Annotated in this window: 24 protein-coding genes; 11 read left to right on the top strand and 13 right to left on the bottom strand. The window is 68.8% G+C overall.

Annotation, left to right across the window (positions count from 1 at the left end; all coding sequences use genetic code 11):
* Positions 1-12 precede the first annotated feature (12 nt).
* Complete coding sequence (locus ACN20X_RS04545; protein WP_133073467.1) at positions 13-801, top strand: nucleotidyltransferase family protein; 789 nt, start codon at positions 13-15, stop codon at positions 799-801.
* A gap of 132 nt (positions 802-933) precedes the next feature.
* Positions 934-1,770 (top strand): sulfite exporter TauE/SafE family protein, encoded by an 837-nt coding sequence (locus tag ACN20X_RS04540; RefSeq protein ID WP_012202868.1) that lies wholly within the window; start codon positions 934-936, stop codon positions 1,768-1,770.
* Between the two features lie 56 nt (positions 1,771-1,826).
* Here ACN20X_RS04540 and fba read toward each other — a convergent pair whose 3' ends face one another.
* From fba to ACN20X_RS04525, 3 genes are all read right to left on the bottom strand, one after another.
* On the bottom strand, positions 1,827-2,891 hold the full coding sequence (gene fba / locus ACN20X_RS04535) for a class II fructose-bisphosphate aldolase (RefSeq protein WP_013804528.1): 1,065 nt from the start codon (positions 2,889-2,891) through the stop codon (positions 1,827-1,829).
* Positions 2,892-3,020: 129 nt separating this feature from the next.
* Complete coding sequence (locus ACN20X_RS04530; RefSeq protein ID WP_043791552.1) at positions 3,021-4,391, bottom strand: histidine kinase dimerization/phospho-acceptor domain-containing protein; 1,371 nt, start codon at positions 4,389-4,391, stop codon at positions 3,021-3,023.
* The gene (locus ACN20X_RS04525; protein WP_034363543.1) at positions 4,388-5,086 is read right to left on the bottom strand and encodes a response regulator transcription factor; all 699 of its coding nucleotides are present in this window, start codon (positions 5,084-5,086) and stop codon (positions 4,388-4,390) included. The genes ACN20X_RS04530 and ACN20X_RS04525 overlap by 4 nt, the downstream gene beginning before the upstream one ends.
* 93 nt (positions 5,087-5,179) lie before the next feature.
* Here ACN20X_RS04525 and ACN20X_RS04520 point away from each other — a divergent pair, with 93 nt between their 5' ends.
* Both ACN20X_RS04520 and ACN20X_RS04515 read left to right on the top strand, forming a co-directional pair.
* Positions 5,180-5,956 carry a phosphatase PAP2 family protein gene (locus tag ACN20X_RS04520; RefSeq protein ID WP_279493589.1) on the top strand — a complete coding sequence of 259 codons (777 nt, stop codon included), beginning with the start codon at positions 5,180-5,182 and terminating at the stop codon, positions 5,954-5,956.
* A 12-nt stretch (positions 5,957-5,968) separates the two neighbouring features.
* Complete coding sequence (locus tag ACN20X_RS04515; RefSeq protein WP_279493590.1) at positions 5,969-6,538, top strand: phosphatase PAP2 family protein; 570 nt, start codon at positions 5,969-5,971, stop codon at positions 6,536-6,538.
* Between the two features lie 75 nt (positions 6,539-6,613).
* Here ACN20X_RS04515 and pyk read toward each other — a convergent pair whose 3' ends face one another.
* Positions 6,614-8,050 carry a pyruvate kinase gene (gene pyk, locus ACN20X_RS04510; protein WP_016449840.1) on the bottom strand — a complete coding sequence of 479 codons (1,437 nt, stop codon included), beginning with the start codon at positions 8,048-8,050 and terminating at the stop codon, positions 6,614-6,616.
* Between the two features lie 466 nt (positions 8,051-8,516).
* Between pyk and ACN20X_RS04505 the strand changes: the two genes are divergently transcribed.
* The gene (locus tag ACN20X_RS04505) at positions 8,517-9,788 is read left to right on the top strand and encodes a TIGR03118 family protein (RefSeq protein WP_016452063.1); all 1,272 of its coding nucleotides are present in this window, start codon (positions 8,517-8,519) and stop codon (positions 9,786-9,788) included.
* Positions 9,789-9,827: 39 nt separating this feature from the next.
* Here ACN20X_RS04505 and ACN20X_RS04500 read toward each other — a convergent pair whose 3' ends face one another.
* From ACN20X_RS04500 to ACN20X_RS04485, 4 genes are all read right to left on the bottom strand, one after another.
* Complete coding sequence (locus ACN20X_RS04500) at positions 9,828-10,646, bottom strand: hypothetical protein (protein WP_016449842.1); 819 nt, start codon at positions 10,644-10,646, stop codon at positions 9,828-9,830.
* Complete coding sequence (locus tag ACN20X_RS04495) at positions 10,639-12,021, bottom strand: aminopeptidase P N-terminal domain-containing protein (protein ID WP_312840817.1); 1,383 nt, start codon at positions 12,019-12,021, stop codon at positions 10,639-10,641. Before ACN20X_RS04495 ends, ACN20X_RS04500 begins: the two co-directional genes overlap by 8 nt.
* A gap of 101 nt (positions 12,022-12,122) precedes the next feature.
* Complete coding sequence (locus tag ACN20X_RS04490) at positions 12,123-12,653, bottom strand: rhodanese family protein (protein ID WP_017404647.1); 531 nt, start codon at positions 12,651-12,653, stop codon at positions 12,123-12,125.
* A gap of 25 nt (positions 12,654-12,678) precedes the next feature.
* Positions 12,679-12,996 carry an ArsR/SmtB family transcription factor gene (locus tag ACN20X_RS04485; RefSeq protein ID WP_016449845.1) on the bottom strand — a complete coding sequence of 106 codons (318 nt, stop codon included), beginning with the start codon at positions 12,994-12,996 and terminating at the stop codon, positions 12,679-12,681.
* 81 nt (positions 12,997-13,077) lie between these two features.
* Here ACN20X_RS04485 and ACN20X_RS04480 point away from each other — a divergent pair, with 81 nt between their 5' ends.
* Together ACN20X_RS04480 and ACN20X_RS04475 are read left to right on the top strand one after the other, a co-directional pair.
* Positions 13,078-13,974 carry an MBL fold metallo-hydrolase gene (locus ACN20X_RS04480; RefSeq protein WP_017404645.1) on the top strand — a complete coding sequence of 299 codons (897 nt, stop codon included), beginning with the start codon at positions 13,078-13,080 and terminating at the stop codon, positions 13,972-13,974.
* 57 nt (positions 13,975-14,031) lie between these two features.
* Positions 14,032-14,442, top strand: coding sequence for an OsmC family protein (locus ACN20X_RS04475; RefSeq protein ID WP_016449847.1), 411 nt, complete (start codon positions 14,032-14,034; stop codon positions 14,440-14,442).
* An 81-nt stretch (positions 14,443-14,523) separates the two neighbouring features.
* Here ACN20X_RS04475 and ACN20X_RS04470 read toward each other — a convergent pair whose 3' ends face one another.
* Positions 14,524-14,820, bottom strand: a complete 297-nt coding sequence (locus ACN20X_RS04470; RefSeq protein ID WP_016449848.1) for a hypothetical protein — start codon at positions 14,818-14,820, stop codon at positions 14,524-14,526.
* A 191-nt stretch (positions 14,821-15,011) separates the two neighbouring features.
* Here ACN20X_RS04470 and ACN20X_RS04465 point away from each other — a divergent pair, with 191 nt between their 5' ends.
* The gene (locus ACN20X_RS04465) at positions 15,012-15,950 is read left to right on the top strand and encodes a pirin family protein (RefSeq protein ID WP_473210321.1); all 939 of its coding nucleotides are present in this window, start codon (positions 15,012-15,014) and stop codon (positions 15,948-15,950) included.
* 97 nt (positions 15,951-16,047) lie between these two features.
* Here ACN20X_RS04465 and ACN20X_RS04460 read toward each other — a convergent pair whose 3' ends face one another.
* Positions 16,048-16,428: an HPF/RaiA family ribosome-associated protein gene (locus ACN20X_RS04460; protein WP_016449850.1), complete on the bottom strand. Its 381-nt coding sequence runs from the start codon at positions 16,426-16,428 to the stop codon at positions 16,048-16,050.
* 371 nt (positions 16,429-16,799) lie between these two features.
* On the opposite strand from ACN20X_RS04460, the gene ACN20X_RS04455 reads away from it, so the two are divergent.
* Complete coding sequence (locus tag ACN20X_RS04455; protein WP_012202849.1) at positions 16,800-17,681, top strand: gamma-glutamyl-gamma-aminobutyrate hydrolase family protein; 882 nt, start codon at positions 16,800-16,802, stop codon at positions 17,679-17,681.
* Here ACN20X_RS04455 and ACN20X_RS04450 read toward each other — a convergent pair.
* Positions 17,583-18,602: a LysR family transcriptional regulator gene (locus ACN20X_RS04450; protein ID WP_312840819.1), complete on the bottom strand. Its 1,020-nt coding sequence runs from the start codon at positions 18,600-18,602 to the stop codon at positions 17,583-17,585. The two genes, ACN20X_RS04455 and ACN20X_RS04450, sit on opposite strands and share 99 nt — an antisense overlap.
* A 76-nt stretch (positions 18,603-18,678) precedes the next feature.
* Here ACN20X_RS04450 and ACN20X_RS04445 point away from each other — a divergent pair, with 76 nt between their 5' ends.
* Positions 18,679-19,020, top strand: a complete 342-nt coding sequence (locus ACN20X_RS04445) for a protocatechuate 4,5-dioxygenase subunit alpha (RefSeq protein ID WP_016449852.1) — start codon at positions 18,679-18,681, stop codon at positions 19,018-19,020.
* Positions 19,021-19,067: 47 nt separating this feature from the next.
* Positions 19,068-19,913: a class III extradiol dioxygenase family protein gene (locus ACN20X_RS04440; RefSeq protein WP_016449853.1), complete on the top strand. Its 846-nt coding sequence runs from the start codon at positions 19,068-19,070 to the stop codon at positions 19,911-19,913.
* 87 nt (positions 19,914-20,000) lie between these two features.
* Here ACN20X_RS04440 and ACN20X_RS04435 read toward each other — a convergent pair whose 3' ends face one another.
* Together ACN20X_RS04435 and ACN20X_RS04430 are read right to left on the bottom strand one after the other, a co-directional pair.
* Positions 20,001-20,471, bottom strand: coding sequence for an FKBP-type peptidyl-prolyl cis-trans isomerase (locus tag ACN20X_RS04435; RefSeq protein WP_026062580.1), 471 nt, complete (start codon positions 20,469-20,471; stop codon positions 20,001-20,003).
* A gap of 111 nt (positions 20,472-20,582) precedes the next feature.
* Entirely contained in the window at positions 20,583-21,476 is an 894-nt protein-coding gene (locus tag ACN20X_RS04430) for a LysR family transcriptional regulator (RefSeq protein ID WP_016452072.1), read from the bottom strand.
* Positions 21,477-21,571: the final 95 nt, after the last annotated feature.

Here is a 21,571-nt window from a genome sequence, read left to right as displayed (position 1 = left end):
CAGTTGCGCTCCATGACCGCCTCGCCCATCCAGCCGTTCCCCGCCGCCAAGGCGCTTTTCCTCACCGAGCAGCCACCGGCCATGCTGCTGGCCGCAGGCCGTGGCGAGCGCATGCGGCCGCTGACCGACACCTGCCCCAAGCCGCTGCTGCAGGTGCAGGGCCGGCCGCTGCTGCAGCACCACCTGCAGGCCCTTGCGCAGGCCGGCGTGCGCCGCGCCGTGGTCAACACGGGCTGGCTGGGCGAGCAGATTCCCGCGCGCTTCGGGGCGCGCTTCGCGCCCGACACAGGTGGCGAGCCGCTGCATCTGGCCTATTCCCCCGAGCCCGAGCAGGCGCTGGAGACCGCAGGAGGCATTGCGCGCGCGTTGCCGCTTCTGGACACGGTGTTCTGGCTGGCGGCCGGCGATGTCTACGCGCCCGACTTTGATTTCCCGTTCGAGGCGGCCCGCGAATTTGCCGCCAGCGGACGGCTGGCCCATCTGTGGCTGGTGCCCAACCCCGAGCACCATCGGCGTGGCGACTTCGGCGTGGACGAACTGGGCCTGGCCTGCGACTGGCCCGAGGGAGATGCCCGCCCGCGCCAGACCTACGGCACCATTGCGCTGCTGCGCGCCGAGCTGTTTGCCGCGCCCTGGTGCGACATCCCGCCCGGCAACCCCGACGGTTGGCGCGTGCCGCTGGTGGCGCTGCTGCGCCGGGCGATGGCCGCCGGCCAGGTGAGCGCCAGCCTGTATACCGGGCGCTGGACCGACGTGGGCACGCCCGAGCGGCTGCAGCGGCTCAACACGCCAGCCGCCTGAGACGTCGGACTGACACGCCGGCCTGGCACGTTGGCCTGGGGCGCCCGCTGGTGACTTCGGCGCCCGGGCAGGCGAAGGCGCTCCGTGTTAGCGTCGCCGGTTCGGCGCAGCGGCGCGCCAGAAAGCCTTTCGATGAGCGTGATCCAGTATGTGATGTTCCTGGCCCTGGTGGGCCTGGCGACGTTTTGCCAGAACCTGACGGGCTTTGCCTTCGGGCTGATCTTCGTGGGCGTGGCCGGTGCCACGCACCTGATGGGCATTGGCGATGCGGCCAACGTGGCCTGCCTGCTGTCCGTGGTCAACGGCGTGGCCTACCTGCGCGCCCACCGCCAAGTGCCGCAGTGGACGCTGCTCAAGCCCATGCTGATCAGCAGCGTCATCGGCGTGATCGGCGGCGTGCTGCTGCTGCAGTGGCTCAGCGGCAATGCGCTGAGCGGGCTGCGCATGCTGCTGGGCCTGGCCATCGTGGCCTGCGCGCTGTTGCTGTTGCTGCAAAAGCAGGTCAACGCGCAGGTGTCGGGGCCGGTGTCGCTGTGGGTGGCCGGTGTGGCATCGGGGGTGCTGGGCGGCCTGTTTGCCACGCCGGGCCCGCCCATGGTCTACCACCTGTACCGCCAGCCGCTGGACCGCCTGGTGGTGCGCCAGTGCCTGTTTGCCATGTTCCTCACCTGCGCGCTGCTGCGCCTGGCCATGGTGGCCTGGGAGGGCGAGATCACCGCCAGCGTGCTGCTGGCGGCGGCCCTGGCCTTTCCCGTGGTGACGGTGGTGACCTGGCTGCACATGCGCCATCCGCCCGCCCTGCCCAAGCGGCTGGTCGAATGGATGGTCTGCCTGCTGCTGGTGCTGTCGGGCACCAGCTTGCTGGTGTCGGGCTGGAACGCCAGCCACCCCCAGCCCGTGGTGCCCGATGACGAGATGGCCATGGCCGTACCCCAGCGGTCACCGGCTGCGGCCCCCGCGCCGCGCTGAAAGCAAAAAAGCCCGCAGGGCGGACCGGCGGGCTTTTTTGAAGGGGAAGGAACCGATCAGTTCACGACCTGCTGCAGCGAACCGGCAGCGTACTTGGCGGCCATCTGCTCCAGCGTGTAGCCCTTGATCTTGGCGCCCTGGCCTTCGCAGCCGAACTCGATGTAGCGGGCCTTGCAGATCTGCTTGGCGGCTTCGCGGGCAGGCTTGAGCCATTCGCGGGCGTCGAACTTCTCTGGGTTCTCGGCCAGGAACTTGCGCACGGCGCCGGTCATCGCCAGGCGGATGTCGGTGTCGATGTTGATCTTGCGCACGCCGTGCTTGATGGCTTCCTGGATTTCCTCGACGGGCACGCCGTAGGTTTCCTTCATGGCGCCGCCGTACTGGCGGATGATTTCCAGCAGTTCCTGGGGCACGGAGGAGGAGCCGTGCATGACCAGGTGGGTGTTGGGCAGGCGGGCGTGGATTTCCTTGACGCGCTGGATGGACAGGATGTCGCCCGTGGGCTTGCGCGTGAACTTGTAGGCGCCGTGGCTGGTGCCGATGGCAATGGCCAGCGCGTCCAGCTGCGTGGCCTTGACGAACTGGGCCGCTTCCTCGGGGTCGGTCAGCAGGGCCGAGTGGTCGAGCACGCCTTCGGCGCCCACGCCGTCTTCCTCGCCGGCCATGCCGGTTTCCAGCGAGCCCAGGCAGCCGAGTTCACCTTCGACGGTGGCGCCCAGCTTGTGGGCCATTTCCACGACCTTGCGGGTCACGTCCACGTTGTATTCGAAGGAGGAAGGCGTTTTGCCGTCTTCCATCAGCGAGCCGTCCATCATCACCGAGCCGAAGCCCAGGTTCAGCGCGCCCTGGCAGATGGCGGGCGAGGTGCCGTGGTCCTGGTGCATGACCAGGGGGATGTGGGGATACTGCTCGGCGGCGGCCTGGATCAGGTGCTTGATGAAGGGCTCGCCGGCGTACTTGCGGGCGCCTGCGCTGGCCTGCAGGATGACGGGCGCGCCCACTTCGTCGGCGGCCGACATCACGGCTTGCACCTGCTCCAGGTTGTTGACGTTGAAGGCGGGAAGACCGTAGCCGTTTTCGGCAGCGTGGTCCAGCAGTTCGCGCATCGAAACGAGAGGCATGTGTAGGGTCCGTATCAAGTTGTTGAGAGGGGGATGCCCCTGCCGCATGGCGGCCGCCGCTGCGTCATGGGTTCGCTGCGGGGCTGCGGCCGGGGGATCGCGGTAGTAACCGCTTGGTAACTGGCGATTTTAACCAGCTGCCGCCAACCCTGTCCCGGGCATTCCCATGCGGTAGCAGGTCGTGAAGCCTTCGGGCGGCGCGGCCTCGCCAAAGCTTCCCTGGTGGGCGCGCAGCACGCGCGCCACGATCTCGTGGCCCAGGTGCAGGCTGTCCACGGGCGCTGCCGCGCGCTCTGCGCCGTCACGGCGGCCGTCATCGCAGACCTGCAGCCAGACCTCGCCATCCGGCCCCTGCCCGGCCTGCACCTCGATCTGCGTGCCGTGCGGTGTGTGCTTGAGGGCGTTTTCCACCAGGTTGCGCAGCGCCAGCTCCAGCAGCACGGCATTGCCCATCACGCCCAGTGCCTCAGGCGCCTGCACGGACAGGCTGCAGCCGCGCTGCCAGGCCGCCTGCGCATGGGCGGCCACCACCTGACGGGCCAGCGCGGCCAGGTCCACGGGCACGGGCGGGTCGGCCAGCATGGCGCGTCCTGCGCGCGCCAGTGCCAGCAGCTGGCTGAGCACATGGCCGGCGTGCAGCGCGTCCTGGCCTATGCGCGCCAGCGCGGCGCGCTGGGCCGGGGCATCCATGGCGCCGGCCGGCGCATCGCCCAAGGCACGCGCCTGCAAGGCGATGGAGGCCAGCGGCGTGCGCAGTTCATGGGCCACTTCGTTGGCCAGGCTGCGCTCTCGCTCCAGCGCCTCCTGCTGGCGGTCCAGCAAGGTGTTGATGGAGTTCACCACGGGCATGAATTCCCGAAGCGCGTGGCGGTGCGAGACGCGCTCGGCCTGGGCCAGGTCCAGGCGCTCGACCTCGCGCGAGAGTTCGTTGAGCGGCCGCATGCCGCGTCGAATGGCCAGCCCCAGCGCCAGCGCGACCACAGGCAAAAGCCACAGGCCCGGCTCGATCATCTGGCCCGCGATGTCGTCGGCCAGTTCGTCGCGCTCCTGCAGCTCGATCATCACGCTGACCTTGCGTGCATGGTCGCGGCTCCATTGGGTGAAGCTGCGCCAGGCCCGATGCTCGGGACCCAGGCGCAGGGTGGCAAAGCCCTGCTCGGTGTCGAAGGCGGGCTCGGGCGCATCGCCCGTGCGCGAGATCAGCCGCCCCGCGCCATCCCACAGGGCCACGCTCAGCGACTGCTGGTAGTCGTGGGCCATCAGGCCGGGGGGCTCATGCACGGGCGTGGCTGCTCCCTGGCCTACGGCGCCTGCGACTTCCAGGTTGAGCACCAGCGCAGCGACGCCGGCCAGGTGGCCGTCGGTGAGCTCGTCGGCCTCGTGCACGCCGGTCTGGTAGCCCAGCGCCACGAAGCTGGCCCAGACCACGACCAGCGCGCCCAGCATCCAGGCCATCAGATGCCAGATCAGCGAGGGGCGGCGCTGCTGCGCGGTGCTCATGGGTTCTCCGCAGGAAGAAAATAGCCCACGCCGCGCATGGTGACGATGCTGGCATTGCCCAGTTTCTTGCGCAGGTGGTGGATATGGACCTCGACGGCATTGCTTTCCACGGCCGTGCCCCAGCTGTAGAGATGTTCCTCGATCTGCTGGCGCGAGAGCACGCGCCCGCGCGCCTGCAGCAGCACCCAGAGCACGGAGAACTCGCGCGGCGACATCTCCACCAGCTTTCCGTCGCGGCGCACGGTGCGCGCGGCCGGATCGACTTCCAGCTCGCCATGGCGGATCACGGGTGCCGCCTGGCCTCCTGCGCGGCGCAGCATGGCGCGCAGCCGCGCCTCCAGCTCGTCGATGTCGAAGGGCTTGACCAGGTAATCGTCGGCACCCAGGTCCAGCCCGGCGATGCGCTCGCGCACCTGGTCGCGCGCGGTGAGGATGAGCACGGGCGTGTTGGGGTCCGGCAGGGCGTGGCTGTCGCTACCCGGACGGCGCGGGCTCCGCAGGCGGCGCAGGATTTCGCTGCCATCGCCATCGGGCAGGCCCAGGTCCAGCAGCACTGCGTCGAAGCGCTCCATCTCCAGCGCATGCCAGGCATCGGCCACGGTGGAGCAGACGTCGACCGCATAGCGGCGCTGTTGCAGATTGGCCTGCAGGCCTGCGGCAATGCCCGCGTTGTCTTCGACGACCAGTATTCGCATGCGCGCATTGTGCAATGGCCGCTGCCGGCTGCGGCGCCAGACGATGGCCGCACGCCGGGGCATGCGTTAAGACGGGTTTAAGCCGCGCTTCTCATGCTGCCGGCCATGCCGACACCCGACCCCCGATATTTTTCCGCAGCCCCCGCGCAGGGTCCCTCCTTCAAACGCACCCTGCTGTGGACCCTGGCGGCCCTGGCCGTGGTCCTGGCCTGGGATGCCGGCGCCCTGGACCTGGCCATGGCCCGCTGGTTTGGCGACGCCGATGGCTTTGCGCTGCGTTCGGACTGGTTCTTCGTGAACATCGCCCACGAAGGCGCACGCCGCCTGGCCTGGCTGGTGGTGCTGGGCCTGACGCTGTGCGTCTGGCGGCCCATCGGCCCGCTGCGCCTGCTGCCTCACGGGCGGCGCGTGCAGCTGGTGGCGGGCATCTTGCTGTCGCTGGCCCTGATCTCGCTGCTCAAGTACACCAGCGCGACCAGCTGCCCCTGGGACCTGGCCGAGTTCGGCGGCGTGGCGCGCCATGTCTCGCACTGGTCGATGGGCCTGGCCGACGGCGGGCCGGGCCGCTGCTTTCCCGCAGGCCACGCCTCGGCAGGCTTCGCCTTTCTGGCCGGCTATTTCGCGCTGCGCCGCCATGCACCGCGCGCAGCCTGGATCTGGCTGGCCGTCTCGCTGGCCGCAGGCCTGTCGATGGGCCTGGCCCAGCAGATGCGCGGCGCCCATTTCATGAGCCACACGCTGTGGACCGGCTGGCTGTGCTGGACGGCGGGCTGGCTCTTCGACCTGGCGGTCACGCGTGCGCTGCGCACCCGGGGCAGCGCGCCTGACTCCCTGTGGCCCGCCGCCAGCCTTCCGCCTTCCACTCCCTGATCAAGCGTTGCCATGCTGCCCCTGGACCCCGCCCTGTTCACGCTGCTGAACGCCAACGCGCAAACGCCCGCCATCTCGATCGAGGCGGCGCGCGCCATCTCCTCCTGGCTTCCCTCGCTGTGCGCCCTTCCCGTGATGGCCGGGTTGCTGCGCGGCTCGCCCGCCCTGCGCCGCACGCTGGTGCTGACCCTGCTGTCCATGCTGGCCGCCTGGGCCGTGGCACGGCTGATCCGCTGGGGCTTCCCGGCGCCGCGTCCTGCCCAGCTGGGCATGGGCGTGCAATGGGTGGAACACGCGCTGCGGTCCAGCTTTCCGAGCATGCACGCCACGGGCGCCTTTGCCCTGGCCCAGGCGCTGACCCTGGGCTGCACGCGCCACCGCCGCTGGGTCATGGTGTCAGCCTGGTCGCTGGCCCTGGGCATGGCCTGGAGCCGCGTGCACCTGGGCGTGCACTTCCCGTCCGATGTGGTCGGCGGCGCCATCGTGGGCATCTGCAGCGCCACCCTGGTCTGGCATGCCGCGCTGTGGCGCCGCCGTGCAGGCGGGCCGCTGCCGGCACGCCTGGGCTCAGGCACGCTCTGAAACAAAAAACCCGGGAAGGCCTGTGGGCCTGTCCCGGGTGGGTTCAATCACTGACGCGCAGCGGATGCGTGCGTATCAGTTCACACGACATATCTTGAGCATGTTGGTGCCACCGGGCTGGCCCATGGGCTCGCCGCAGGTGATGGCGTAGACATCGCCGCTTTGCACGATGTTGCGCGCGCGCAGATGGCCTTCGGCCTGGTCCAGCGCGGTGTCGCGGTCGGCGCTGGTGTCCATGAGCAGGGGGCGCACGTTGCGGTACATGGCCATCTTGCGCTGCGTGGAGATCTTGGGCGTGAGCGCGTAGATGGGGATGTGGATGCGGTGGCGGCTCATCCACAGCGCGGTGGAGCCGCTGTCCGTCATGGCGACGATGGCCTTGGCGCCCAGGTGGTGGGCCGTGAACAGCGCGCCGATGGCGATCGACTGGTCGATGCGCGAGAACTGGCGGCCGGTGAACTCGGCATCGCTGTCCGGGTCTTCGGCCGCTTCCGCGGCGGCGCAGATCTTGGCCATTTCCTGCACGGTCTCCAGCGGGTACCTGCCGGCGGCGGTCTCGGCGCTGAGCATGACGGCGTCCGTGCCGTCCAGCACGGCGTTGGCCACGTCGCTGACCTCGGCGCGCGTGGGCACGGGGTTGGTGATCATGCTTTCCATCATCTGCGTGGCGGTGATCACGAACTTGTCCATGTCGCGCGCCATGCGGATCATCTTCTTTTGCAGCGCGGGCACGGCCGCGTTGCCCACTTCCACGGCCAGGTCGCCGCGCGCCACCATGATGCCGTCGGAGACATGCAGGATCTCTTCCAGGCGCGGAATGGCCTCGGCGCGCTCGATCTTGGCGATCAGGCCGGGCTTGTGGCCGTACTGGGCCGCAGCCACGTTGCACAGCTGGCGCGCCATCTCCATGTCGGTGGCGTTCTTGGGAAAGCTCACGGCCACGTAGTCGGCCTGGAAGCTCATGGCTGTCTTGATGTCCTCCATGTCCTTGGCCGTCAGCGCCGGGGCCGTCAGGCCGCCGCCCTGCTTGTTGATGCCCTTGTTGTTGGACAGTTCGCCGCCGAGCTTGACGGTGGTGTGCACCTCGTCGCCACGCACATGGTCCACGGTGAGCACGATCAGGCCGTCGTTGAGCAGCAGCACGTCGCCGGGCTTCACGTCGCGCGGCAGTTCCTTGTAGTCCAGGCCCACGCCGTTGATGTCGCCGGGCTCGGTGCGCGACGCGTCGAGCACGAAGCGCGCGCCGGGCTCCAGCATGACCTTGCCTTCGGCGAACTTGCCGACGCGGATCTTGGGGCCCTGCAGGTCGGCCATGATGGCCACCTCGCGGCCTGCGCGCTGGGCCGCCTCGCGCACCATGGTGGCGCGGTCGATGTGGTCCTGCGCCTTGCCGTGGCTGAAATTCAGGCGCACCACGTTGACGCCTTCGCGCACCATCTGTTCCAGCAGTTGCGGGTCGCTGGAAGCGGGGCCCAGGGTGGCGACGATCTTGGTGGCACGGCTCACTTGCATGGAATGTCTCTCGCTCAGGGTTTGTAATCGGGTTTCAATTCTCACACGAATGCGGTTACATGAAGGCAACATTCCGGCATGCGGTGCGGGCCTGAAGACCCCGCGTCCTGAGCCTGCGCAAGGGGGCGGCCGGATGCCGTTGCCATCGCCGAACACTGCGGTGCACTGCCTTTGCCGCTATTGCTTTTGATGCTGCACGGCAGCATTCCCGGCAAAGGCGCTGTGCCATGCCGGCCTCCTGTGAAAGCAGTTTTGCCCGCCGCGTTCGCAATGCTCACCGCGCCGCAGGACACCACAGAATCAGACTGGTCCACATTGACGCGGCCCGCCCCTGCTTCCTAGCATCGCCTTCATATTCCTGTGGTCCACCAGGCCCGCAGGCCGCAGCCAGAACATACGGTTCCCCTTGGTTTCGCATGCTCAGCCAGTCCATCCACAGCTTTGCCATGCCACCAGGAAATCCACCATGCTTGACCGCAGACGCTTTGTTCTGACCACCCTGGCCTCCCCGGCGCTGACCGCCTGCGGCGCGGGTGGCGATGTTGCCGCCAACCGCTATGTCCAGACTCCCCTGCTCGCCAGCCATGCGCGCTACGGCGCGCGCTTCACGCAGCCCGGCTTCGTCAACGGCTGGGGCATCGCCATCCGCCCGGCCGGCGCGGGAGGCCATTTCTGGATTGGCGGCGGGGGCACGTCCTGGCAGTTCATCGGTGACGTGGCTCGCTCGGCCGATCCCGGGATGCGCGCCCTGCACCAGGACGGCCTGCGCGAAGTGGCCGTTCCGCGCTCCGATGCCCTGACCGGCGATGACAGTGCCGGCAAAGTCACCGGCGTGGTCTACAACGGTGCGCCCCTGGACTCGCAGCTGCTGCGGGTCCGGCAGCAGCCTGCCGCCGGACGCCTGCTCGAGGGCTCGGCCCGCTTCGTCTTCGTGACCGACAGCGGCAGCGTCAGCGCCTGGACGGAGCGCGATGCGCAGACGGGCGCCATCGTCCGGGTGGACGGCCCTGCGGTGGAAATGTTCAATGGCGCCGACCAGGGCATGGCTTTCTTCGGGGCCGCCATCCACACGGGCCGATGGGACCGCGTGTGGATGGCCGACTTCGGCGCCCGGCCCCAGATCCGCACGCTGGACGCGCAGTGGCAACTGGTGCCCACTCAGGGCTTCGCCAACCCGTTCGCATCAGGCGCGGCAGGCGAGGCCCGGCCCGGTGATCCGGTGCCCTTCAACATCCAGGTCGTCAACGACGGCCGCCGCGACCGCGTGTTCGTGCTCTATGCGATCAGCCAGCCCGACCCGGACGATCCCCTGGCGTTCCATGCCGGCGAGGAGGATGCGCTGGACGCAGCCGCAGAAGCGGCCAGCGGCAACCGGCCTGCGCGCGGCAGGCTGGCCGAGTTCGACCTCGACGGCCGCCTGCTGCGCATCTATGAGGACGATGGACGCCTGAATGCGCCCTGGGGCGTGGCCATCGCTCCTGACGGCTTCGGCGCACTGGCGGGGCACCTGCTGGTCGGCAACTTCGGGGGAGCAGGCCGCATCTGTGCCTTCGACCTGTCCACGGGCCGCTATGTGGACGATCTGCGCGACGCGCAGGACCGCCCCGTGGCCATCCCCGGCCTGTGGGCCCTGCAGTTCGGCAACGGCGTGGCCCTGGGCGACAGCGACGCGCTCTACTTCGCCGCCGGCCCCGAGGACGAAACCGAGGGCCTGTTCGGCTCGCTGAGGCTTCTGTGACGCTTCATCCTGGCGGTGTCATTGCGCAGACGCCAGGCCTCACACCAGCCCGTGCGAGAGCAGGTAGGTGATGGCATGGGCCACCATGGCCGCCTCCAGGCCATAGCGCCAGAACAGGAAGCCGCCCACGGCGCCGTGGACGACCTCGAACAGCAGCAACTGCAGCACCAGCGCGTCCGACAGGCCGCCCCAGGTGCTCCAGGCCAGGGCCAGCTGCAGCATGCCCCACAGCAGGGCCGACAGCATGACGGACCACCAGCCCAGCGTCCATCCCGGGCGGCGGTCTGTGCGCCCGCTCAGCCGCCACAGCAGCCACATCACCAGCGTCATGCCGCCCAGCCGCATCACCAGCTCGGCCGTGATGCCCGCGTACAGCATCTTGGCGCCCAGCGGCATGGCGTAGACGGGGTCGATCAGGGTCAGGTCGTCGGGCCAGGCCAGGGCCAGGGTCACCAGCCAGGCCGCGCCCACCACGCCCCCGGCCAGCCCCGGCAGCGTGAGGTAGCGCACGGCGCGCTGGGGCGAACGCCCGGCCACCCAGGTGGTCAGCAGCGGTGCGGACAGGCCCAGCCGCGGCCCCAGCCACACGCCCACGCCCACGGGCAGGGCCAGCAGCGCGGCCATCACGCCAATGCCGGTGAGCGGCGTGACCAGCGGCTCCACGGGCAGGCCCAGCATGCGCATCCAGTCGGGCAGCACGAACCAGGCCATGGCCGCCACGCCGGGCAGCCCCAGCAGCCAGAGCACCGTGAAGATGCGCCAGCTCAGCCGGGGCAGTGCGGGTGCGGCATAGGCCGATGGGGCGGGCATGAGAGTGGACACGGGGCCGGTGGTGGGCAGGCTGGCGTTGTCAGTCACGCATCAAGGCTTCTATCTCGTCGGGCTCCACGGGCACGCCGCGCGTGATCAGCTCGCAGCCGGTCTCGGTGACGATGGCATCGTCCTCGATGCGGATGCCGATGTTGTGGAACTGCTCGGGCACGCCGGCCGCAGGGCGCACGTAGATGCCCGGCTCGATGGTGGTGCACATTCCCGGACGCAGGATGCGGCTGGGGCGGTTGGTGATGGTCTCGCCCGACAGCGGGTCCTTGCGCTCGTGCGACTGGCCCAGCTCCGAAGGCTCCACATAGCTGCCGCAGTCATGCACGTCCATGCCCAGCCAGTGGCCGGTGCGGTGCATGTAGAACTGGAAGAAGGCGCGCTGCTCGATCACGTCCTGGGCATTGCCATAGACCTTTTTATCCAGCAGGCCCAGATCCAGCATGCCCTGCGCCAGCACGGCCACGGTGGCGTCGTGCGGATCGTTGAAGCGCGCGCCGACCCGCGTGGCCGCCACGGCAGCCTTCTGGCTTTCCAGCACCAGTTCGTAGAGAGCGCGCTGCGGGCCGGTGAAGCGGCCATCGGCGGGGAAGGTGCGCGTGATGTCGCTGGCGTAGCCGTCGAGCTCGCAGCCGGCGTCGATCAGCACCAGTTCGCCCGCGCGCACGGGGGCCTTGTCGGCCTGGTAGTGCAGCACGCAGGCATTGGCGCCGGCGGCCACGATGGAGCCGTAGGCCACGTACTGCGAGCCCTGCTGGCGGAATTCATGCAGCAGCTCGGCATCCAGGTGGTATTCACGCACTTCCTGGCCTGCGCGCAGCATGCGCGCCGAGCGCTGCATGGCGCGGATATGGGCCTGGGCGCTGATGGCGGCGGCGCGGCGCATGATGTCCTGCTCGTGGGCGTCCTTGACCAGGCGCATCTCGTCCAGCAGCGTGCACAGGTCGCCCTGCTCGGACGGGCACAGCGCGCCAAAGCGCACGCGTGCGCGCACCTGGCCCAGCCAGCCTTCCACGCGCACGGCCAGCCCTTCATGCGTGGCGAACGGATACCAGAGGCGGCCCCGGTTCTCCAGCAGGCGGGGCAGGCGCGTATCGATCTCGGCGCTGGAGAACGCCTGGCTCACGCCCAGCGTGGCCACGGCAGCCTCGGGGCCCAGGCGGATGCCGTCCCAGATTTCGCGCTCCAGGTCCTTGGGCTGGCAAAACAGCACGCTGGTGCCATCGGCGGCCAGTACCAGGCAGGCATTGGGCTCGGCAAAGCCGGTCAGGTAATAGAAATAGCTGTCGTGGCGGTACAGATAGCCGGTGTCCCGGTTGCGCTGGCGCTCGGGAGCGGTGGGAATGATGGCGATGCCGCCGGCGCCCAACTGGGCGGCCAAGCGTGCGCGGCGTTGGGCATAAACAGATGTCATACAGCTATCGTACTGCCGTCCGGGGTTCTCCACAGTCCCCGGAACAGGGGAAGGAGGGGGGGCAGCCGGCCGGCGTCAGGTGGACTTCAGCGCAGACACCGTCACTGCCCCAGGGCGCGCCGATTCCAGGGCGCCTTCATCAGCATGCGCGCCAGTCCGCAAAAGCCGGTGGCACCCGCCACGATCAGACCGCAGCCCACGAAGGCCGAGAGCAGGTGCCACCACGGTGAAACCGTGGCACCGAGCACGGCGCCCAGCAGTGCCAGCCCGCCCGCACCCAGTTGCACCTGGCGCTGCAGCTCCAGCGGCTGGCGGCTGTCGTGCAGCACGGGCAGGCCTTCGGCCTTCCAGGCGTCCAGGCCTCCGTCGAGCACATGGCCGGCACAGCCGGGCGGCAAGGCAGCCGCCAGGGCCTGGGCGTTGAGCCGCGTGCGGTTGCCGGAGCGGCAGTGAAAGACCACGGCGGCCGGCGCATCGCCCCAGGCCTGGGCACCCAGGCGCTCCATGGGCATGCTGCGGGCGCCTGCCATGCGTTCGCGCGCATGTTCGTCGGGCGCGCGGATGTCGATGAGCCAGGCGCCTTGCGCCTGCAACTGGCGGGCGGCCTGGGCCGAGATGAGGGGAAGGGACATGGGACGACTCCTGGGGTGGGTGTTTTCAGGGACAGAAGATGCTCTTGAGTGCCGCCACCAGCTTTTGCGCATCGGGATCGGCGATGCGGTAGTACAGGGTCTGCGACTCGCGGCGGTAGGCGACCAGGCCCTCCTCGCGCATGCGCGCCAGATGCTGGGACAGGGCCGACTGGCTCAGCGGGATGCGCTCCAGCAGCCCGCCCACCGACAGCTCGCCATGCTCGATCAGCAGGCACAGCACCAGCAGGCGCCTCTCGTTGCCCACGGCGCGCAGCAGGGCGGCGGCGCGCGCCGCACCCTGCTGCAGGAAAGCCTGTTCGGAGGAGAGGATGGGTTGGCTCATGATTAAGAAAAATCTAATTTAGCAAATTCTAATATACTTGCCGGCAGGCTGCACTGGAGCCATCGACAAAGGAGTGCTTTCATGACCTCGCCGCTGCGCATCGCGCCATTCTTCGACGAAGCCACCCATACCGTGACCTACCTGGTCTGGGATGCGAACACGGGCGAGGCCGCCGCCATCGACCCCGTGCTCGACTACGACCATGCCAGCGGCCAGGCCCACACCGGCTCGGCCGATGCCGTGCTGGCCGCCGCGCAGGCCCAGGGCCTGCGCCTGCGCTGGATCCTGGAAACCCATGCGCATGCCGACCACCTCAGCGCGGCCCCGTACCTGCGCGAGCGCACAGGCGCCCCGATCGCCGTGGGCGAGCACATCCGCGAGGTGCAGCGCATCTTCCGCCCCGTCTTCAACCTGCCCGCGCCCGCCGGGGAGCCGCCTTTCGACCGACTGCTGGCAGACGGCGACAGCCTGCCCCTGGGCGGGCTGCGCATCGAGGTGCTGCACACGCCCGGCCATACGCCCGCCTGCGTGTCCTACCGCATCGAGGATGCGGTCTTCGTGGGCGATACGCTGTTCATGCCCGACTACGGCACGGCGCGCGCCGACTTTCCGGGCGGCGATGCGCGCACGCTGTTCCGCTCCATCCAGCGCCTGCTGGCCCTGCCGCCCGCAACACGCCTGTTCATGTGCCATGACTACAAGGCGCCGGGCCGCGACCGCCACGCCTGGGAAACCACCGTTGCCGACCAACGTGCCGGCAACGTGCATGTGCACGCGGGCGTGGACGAGGCCAGCTTCGTGGCCATGCGCAACCGGCGCGACGCCACGCTGTCGGCGCCCGCCCTGCTGCTGCCCGCCATCCAGGTCAACATGCACGCAGGCCATTGGCCCGAGGCCGAGGCCAACGGCGTGCACTACCTCAAAATTCCGCTGCGCATGAAGCATCGGCCCCAGGCAGCGGACGCGAAGCAGGCGTAGAGTCGTCCGTTGGCTCCCCCACCCCTCTTGCGACACCCCCAGGACAAAGGACCTTCCATGATCCACAGCGCCCATGCCACCAGCACGGACACCCCCTATCGCGTCACGCTCGCAGACCCCCAAGGACACCGCTGGCACGTGGACGAGCCCGCGGACAAGGGCGGCGGCGACACGGCGCCCAACCCCCTGCAGCTGCTGCTGTCGGCCCTGGGCGCCTGCACCACGGTCACGCTGCAGATGTATGCGGCGCGCAAGCAGTGGAAGCTGGAGCAGGTGGATGTGCAATTGCGCCTGAACCCCGAAGGCACGCCGGCCAGCGGCAACCTGATCGAACGCCAGATCACCCTGCAAGGCGACCTGGACGACGAACAGCGCCAGCGCCTGCTGCAGGTGGCCGAGGCCTGCCCCGTGCACAAGCTGCTGGCCGGCGAAGTGCACATCCAGACCGCGCTGCAGCTGCCCGCCTGAGCGAAGGACTGGCCACCATGCAAAAGGCCCTGCGGCAGGTATGCCGCAGGGCCTTCGGAGTGGACGGGGACATGGCCGGCGTCAGGCTTCGCTGACCTCGATCTCCCCCGTATCGACATAGAGTTCGAACTCCCGCTTGGCCAGCGACACGGTGATCGGCTGATCCTCCTGGGTCCAGGACAGCACATAGCTTCCGATGGCCGTGGCCACCTGCACACGGGTGCCACGCGGAATGTCTTCCAGTTGGCCATCGCCTACCCGGTGCTGCACATTGCCGGTGACCGTGGCTTCAAATTTCTCGGGGAATCGCTGGACTTCCACGGCGCTCTGGACCGCCTCTTCAGCGGCTTCGGCGTGCGTCTGTACGGATGTATTCATGGCGTTTTCTCCTGTAAGAGTGAGGCCGGCGCCCGCCAAAAGGACGGGCGCCGGGCCGTTCCTCGAATGTAAACAATGTTCCTGAGAATGCGCTGTCAGCGAACAGGCCCAATATCTGCGATCCTGGTTTGCCTGCTGCGCCGAGCTGCACGACACTGGTGGCCTCCCCCACGAACCAGGCCGATCCGCCCATGTCCGACACGTCCCCACCCAACTCCCAGCCCCAGCACCTTCCCACCCGCACCGCCGACGTGGGCGGCATTCCCATCCAGCGCGCCATTCCGCAGCGCGCCCTGCGCAAGGTCGGTGCCTGGTGCTTTCTCGACCATGCCGGCCCCGCCGATCCCGCGCCGCCCGGCATGCAGGTCGGCCCGCATCCCCATATCGGCCTGCAGACCTTCACCTGGATGATCCGCGGCGAAGTGCTGCACCGCGACAGCCTGGGCAACACCCAGATCATCCGGCCCGGACAGGTCAATCTGATGACGGCAGGCCACGGCATCGCCCATTCCGAGGAAAGCCAGACGCCCTCGCACATCCACGCCGCCCAGCTGTGGATTGCGCTGCCCGAATCGCACCGCAACGGTCCGCCCCGCTTCCAGCACTACCCCGAGCTGCCCAGGACCACGGTGGGGGACTTCACGGCCACGGTGCTGGCCGGCGAGGCGCTGGGCCTGACGTCGCCCGCCGAGGTGCACACGCCCCTGATGAGCGTGGACCTGCATGCGGACAGCGCACGCATCGCCAATGCCGTCGCCACGTTGCCGCTGCGCGCCGATTTCGAGCATGCCGTGCTCAGCCTGGAAGGCGACGTGCGCGTGAACGGCCAGCCGCTGCCGGTGGAGGAATTGCTCTACCTGCCCCTGGGCACGCCCTCGGTCGCCATCGAAGCGGCGCCCGGCAGCCGCCTGCTGGTCATTGGCGGCGAGCCCATGGATGAAGCCATCTTGCTGTGGTGGAACTTCGTGGCGCGCACGGGAGAGGAAATCGCCGAGGCCCGCGCGCAGTGGGAGGCCGAGACCCGGCAGCCCGCCACTGCGGCGCGCCGCTTCGGACCGCCGCTGGCTTCGCCCCTGGCGCCGCTGCATGCGCCTTCGCTGGACGGCGTGGTGCTGCGCGCCTCGCGCTGAAACGCGCCGTACCGCAGTCTTCGCGGCGATGGCCGCCCCAGCAAAAAGGCGCCCCGAAAGGGGCGCCTTGCCGTTGATGTTGCGGGAGTCTCGAGGGTCAGGCCGGGCTGGCCGCATCCACCTCGGTGCCATCTTCCACGCCGCGCACGCTCTCGCGGCCATGCTTGTCCTTGAGCTTGCCCAGATCGGTTTCCACCGCCCGCTTCAGCTTATCGATGGCGGCGTTGAAGGCGTCCTTGACCTTCTCGGCCTCGGCGTTCACGGCGATCGGCGGGCGTCCATTGGCCCGGGTCTCCAGAACGCAGCGCTTGCCGGGAGCCCCCGAGGTCTTGAGCGCATCGACACCCGTGAGGAACACCTCCACGCGCACCACATAGTCCTTCAATCTCGCCAGCTTGGCGTTGATTTCTTCCTGCGCCCATTGCGCCAAGGACTCGCCACCCTGGATCGAATCGTCGGCATGAACCTGAACTTGCATGCATATCCTCCTAGTCGCCAAAAGCCGCACCACCGGCGCGGCGGGGTTGTCGGGGCCATTGATGAACTGGCGAAACCATCGTAACGCCATGCGGGCTGCCTGCACAGCAAGTCGCACCCTGCGTCGTCAGGTTTTTCGCACTGCAGCATCCGCAGTCCCCACCCTGCCTACAGGCTACACCCAGAGGGGCGACGCCGGGTTCAGCGCGCTGAAGAAGCTTGAGATGCCTCAAGACAACTCTTGCATTCACCTACACCTATTTGCGGTGATGGCCCTGCGCCGGTCGCGGGCGTTCAACCCCTTCCTACAGGTCGCAGGCACGATTGGGCTTACAACGTGACCATCAGGACTTTCCCCTTGCCCACCACCCCATGAGCCCACTTGCCTCACGCCGCCTCAAGATCGGCCTTTCGGCCTGTTTCTCCCATGCGGACCCGCAGCGTCCGCTTTTCACGGGCAAGACGCTGCAGTACGTGGAGCAATCGATAGCGCACTGGATCATGTCGGCCGGCGCCATGGTGGTGATGGTGCCCTGCCCCACAGGCGAGACCGCACGTGGCGACGTGACGCTGGAGCACTATGCCGAATGGCTGGATGGGGTGGTCATGCATGGCGGCGCCGACGTCTGGCCCGGCAGCTATGGCGAGGAACCCATGCGACCCGAATGGCTGGGCGACCGCGTGCGCGATCTCTACGACCTGGCCGTGGTCGAGGCGTTTTCCCAGGCCGGCAAGCCCATCTTCGGCGTCTGCCGCGGTCTGCAGCTGATCAACGTGGCCTTCGGCGGAACGCTCTACCAGGACATCGAGACCCAGGTGCCCGGCTCGCAGCTGCACCGCAATCCCACCGAGTACGACCGCCACTACCACGACATCGCCATCGTGCCCGGCAGCCGGCTGGAGGCGCTGTATCCCACGCTGGACCGCGCACGCGTCAACAGCATCCACCACCAGGGCATCAAGGACGTGGCGCCCGAGTTCGATGTGGAGGCCTGGAGCCTGCCCGACCGCATTCCCGAGGCCATCTTCCGCAAGCCCGGCACGCTCAAGAGCTATATCGCGGCCACGCAGTGGCACCCCGAATTCCAGTTCCGCAACCCCGACACCAGCACGCTGGATGACAGCGTGCTGCTGCGCGACTTCCTGGCCGCCTGCTCACGCGCCCGCGTGAGCCCGGCCGTGAGCCACAGCCCCTTCCAGATCCGCAACCGCGCAGCGCGCCTGCTGCGCCGCGCCTTGCTTCGCAGGCATTGACGGCCCGGCGCCGCCAAGCGCCTGCGCCACCACTTGCTGCAACTGCCCGCGCAGCCACGCATGGGCGGGATCGGCTTGGTGGCGCGCGTGCCAGATCATGAACATGGGCAGCGGCGGGCAGTCCACGGGCACCGCAACGCTGGCCAGCGATGACAGGGCCGTGCGGCCCAGCAGCGATGGCGCCGTCGCCAGCAGCGGCGTGCCGCGCACGAAGGCGGCCAGCGCCGCAAAGCCCGGCACGCGCACGGCAAAGCGGCGCTCCAGCCCGCGCGCCTGCAGTTGCAGGTCCAGGTCCAGCGCCTGGCGGTCGGCATAGGCCACGGTGGCGTGGTCGGCCTGCAGATAGTCGGCCAGGCTGGCCGGCGGCTGTCGCACGGCGCTGTCATAGAAGACGGCGTACTCATCGCTGAACAGGCGCTTTTGCACGATGTCCGTGGCATCGGGCGGGCGCGGGCTGATGGCCAGCAGGCAGGCGTCCGAGCGCAGCAGTTCGGCATCGGGCGCGCCGCTGTCGATCACGCGCAGCACCGTCCGGGGCGCGGCTGAGCGCAGGCGCCGGGCCAGTGCGGGCAGCAGCAGCTCGCGCTGCAGGTCGTTGGCGGCAATGGTGATCTCGGCACGCCAGTGCGCGGGGTCAAAGCTGGGCCCCTGGCCGAACTGCTGCATCTGCCGCAGCAGCTCGCGCGCAGGGCCCTGCAGCGCCAGTGCATGGGCCGTGGGCGCAATGCCCCGCCCCTGCCGCACGAACAATCGGTCGCCCGTGATGGCGCGCAGCTTGTCCAGCAGATGGCTGACGGCCGATTGCGTCACGCCCAGGCGCTGCGCCGCCGCCGTGACGCTGCCGGTCTCCAGCACGGCCAGCAGCAGTTGCAGCAGCCTGCCATCGAGCTGCGATCCATCGATTTGTCTCATGCATTCCATGATTGGCCGCCGCTTTATCTTTGGCAACGCGGGCCGGACACTGCCGCTGATCCAACGCAAATACCGGAGACAAAACATGGCCGATCAGCCGCAGATTCCCGGCACCACCCTGTTCGACGGCAGGCAGGCCCGCAAGGGCTATGCGCTCAACAGCATGTGCTTTTCCTTCAACGAGCTGGCCAACCGCCAGGCCTTCCTGGCCGACGAGGAGGCCTATATGCGCAGCTACGGGCTGAACCAGGAGCAGGCCGAGGCCGTGCGCGCGCGCAACGTGCTGCAGATGATCGCGGCCGGCGGCAACGCCTACTACCTGGCCAAGCTGGCCGGCATCTTCCACCTGGACATGCAGGACATAGGCGCCCAGCAGACCGGCATGACCAAGGCCGAGTTCCAGGCCCTGCTGCGCTCGCACGCCTGAGCCCCGCCGCAGACCACACGCAAGACACAGTACAGGAGACACCCACCATGGCACATCTCATCGGCGGCCTCGGCACCTCGCACATTCCCGCCATCGGCAACGCCATCCACAAGGGCCTGCAGAACGAGCCGTACTGGAAGCCCTTCTTCGACGGCTTTCCGCCCATCCGCGAATGGCTGGCCGCCCAGCGCCCCGACGTGGTGGTGGTGTTCTACAACGACCACGGCCTGAACTTCTTCCTCGACAAGATGCCCACCTTCGCCGTGGGCGCGGCCGAGCGCTACTGCAACGCCGACGAAGGCTGGGGCATTCCCACGCTGGCACCGCTGCGCGGCCACGCGGAGCTGTCATGGCACCTGATCGAGTCCCTGGTGGGCGAGGACTTCGATGTGGTCAGCTGCCAGGAGATGCTGGTGGACCATGCCTGCACGCTGCCGCTCAAGCTGTTCTGGCCCGAGGGCGACTGCCCGGTGGCCGTCGTGCCGGTGTGCATCAATACCGTGCAGTTCCCGCTGCCCTCGGCGCGCCGCTGCTATGCGCTGGGCCAGGCCGTGGGCCGGGCGATTGCGCGCTGGAACAGCGACCAGCGCGTGGCCGTCATTGCCTCAGGGGGCCTGTCGCACCAGCTCGATGGCGAGCGCGCGGGCTTCATCAACAAGGCCTTCGACCTGCAGTTCCTTGAAAGCATGGCCACCAATCCCGAATGGGCCACGCAGTTCAGCGTGCATGAACTCGTGGAAAAGACCGGCACCCAGGGCGTGGAACTGCTGATGTGGCTGGCCATGCGCGGCGCCCTGTCCGCGGCTGCGCCCGGCGTGCGCCGCGTGCACGGCAACTACCACATACCGATCTCCAACACCGCCACGGCGCTGCTGGCGCTGGAGGCGGTCTAGTCGCAAAGCACAAAGGCCGCCGGGCATGCCAGGCGGCCTTTGTGCTCTGCGTAGCCGTGCGGACCGGGTGTATCCCGGCCCTGCCTCTCAATGGTGGTGGCCGTGGCCGCCGTGCACGTGGCGGTGCTCGATTTCCTCGGGCTTGGCCGCGCGCACTTCGGTGACCTTGCAGGCAAAGTGCAGCGCCATGCCGGCCAGCGGGTGGTTGCCGTCCAGCAGCACCACGGGGCCCTTGATCTTGACCACGTGGTAGATCTGGGGCTGGCCCTGGTCATCCGTGCCGCGCAGCTGGCCGCCCACCTTCACGCCGGGCGGGAACTCGCCCTTGGGGATGGTGCGGGTCAGGCTCTCGTCGCGCGCGCCGAAGGCGTCTTCCACGGCCAGGTCCACGGTCAGCGTGTCGCCCACGGTCTTGCCGTCCAGGGCGGCTTCCACCTTGGCGAAGATGTTGTCGTAGCCGCCATGCAGATAGGCCACATCGCCCTTGTCGAGCAGCTTGCCCAGCTTGTCGGTGATCTTGTAGTTGATGGTGACGGCGGTGTCTTTGGTGATGTTCATGGCAAAGGCCTTGGAAAACCGCAGCGCAAAAGGCGCGCCGCGCAAAGCCGCCATTGTCGGCGACCTGGGGCATTCCAGCGTCGGGACCGGGGGTTCACCGGCTGCCCAGCCTCAGCCCAGGCACTCGCGCGCGCATTCGAGCAGGCTGCGCGCCCAGCGCGCGCGGGCCGAGGTGTTCAGCCACAGCAGGCCGACCTTGCGCGCGTCGGCAGGACGAGGGCCCTCGCCGCCGGCCTGATCGGGCAGCGCCAGCACGCGCACGTCGCGGCCCTGGGAGAGCACGGGGCCGATGTCGGGCACCAGGCCCACGCCCAGCCCCTGGTCCACCATCATGGCCACCGCCAGCACCGAGTTCAGCTCCATGCGCTCCAGCGGCGCAATGCCCTGGGAGCGCAGATAGCGGTCGGCCAGCCGGCCACCGGCCAGGGAGCGGTCGTAGCGCACCAGGGGCCGGGTGCGCAGCAGGGCCAGCGGGTCCTGCTGCGCGTCGCGAGCGCGGCACAGCACGACCAATGGCTCCTGGCGCAGCTCGGCCCAGCACACGGTCTTGGGCAGGTCGAACGAGGGTTGCAGGCAGATCAGCACGTCCAGCTCGGACTGGACCAGGGCCGTGTACAGCTCGGGCGTAAGGCCGGCGCGCACGCTGATGCGCACCTCGGCGTGGCGCGCCACGAAGGCCCGCATCACGGCGGGCACAAAGCCGTGCAGCGCCGTGTTCACGGTGCCCAGCCGCAGCTCGCCGCCGTCCGCGTCCGAGGCCACCCATTCGCGCAGGCCCTCGAAGTCCTGCAGCAGCTGGCGGCCGCGCTCGAACAGCCGCTCGCCCGCCTCGGTGGCGCGCACGCTGCGGCCATGGCGCACCAGCAGCGGCGCGCCCAGCTCGCCCTCCAGCACGCGCATCTGCTGGGCAATGGCCGAGGGGCTCAGATCCAGCTGGCGAGCGGCTTCGGACATGGAGCCGGCGTCCACCACTCTCAAGAAATTGTGTATGTATCTCACTTCCATTTCACACATTTTCTTGAATCACAACGCAGATGCAACTGCTGTTTTCCCAGGCTGCGCTGCACCACACTGCGTGACAACGACTATTTCAGGAGACA

This window comes from Delftia sp. PX-1 (assembly GCF_055797465.1).
The sequence above is the reverse complement of the archived record's forward strand: the minus strand, read 5'-3'. Positions and strand labels throughout refer to the sequence as shown.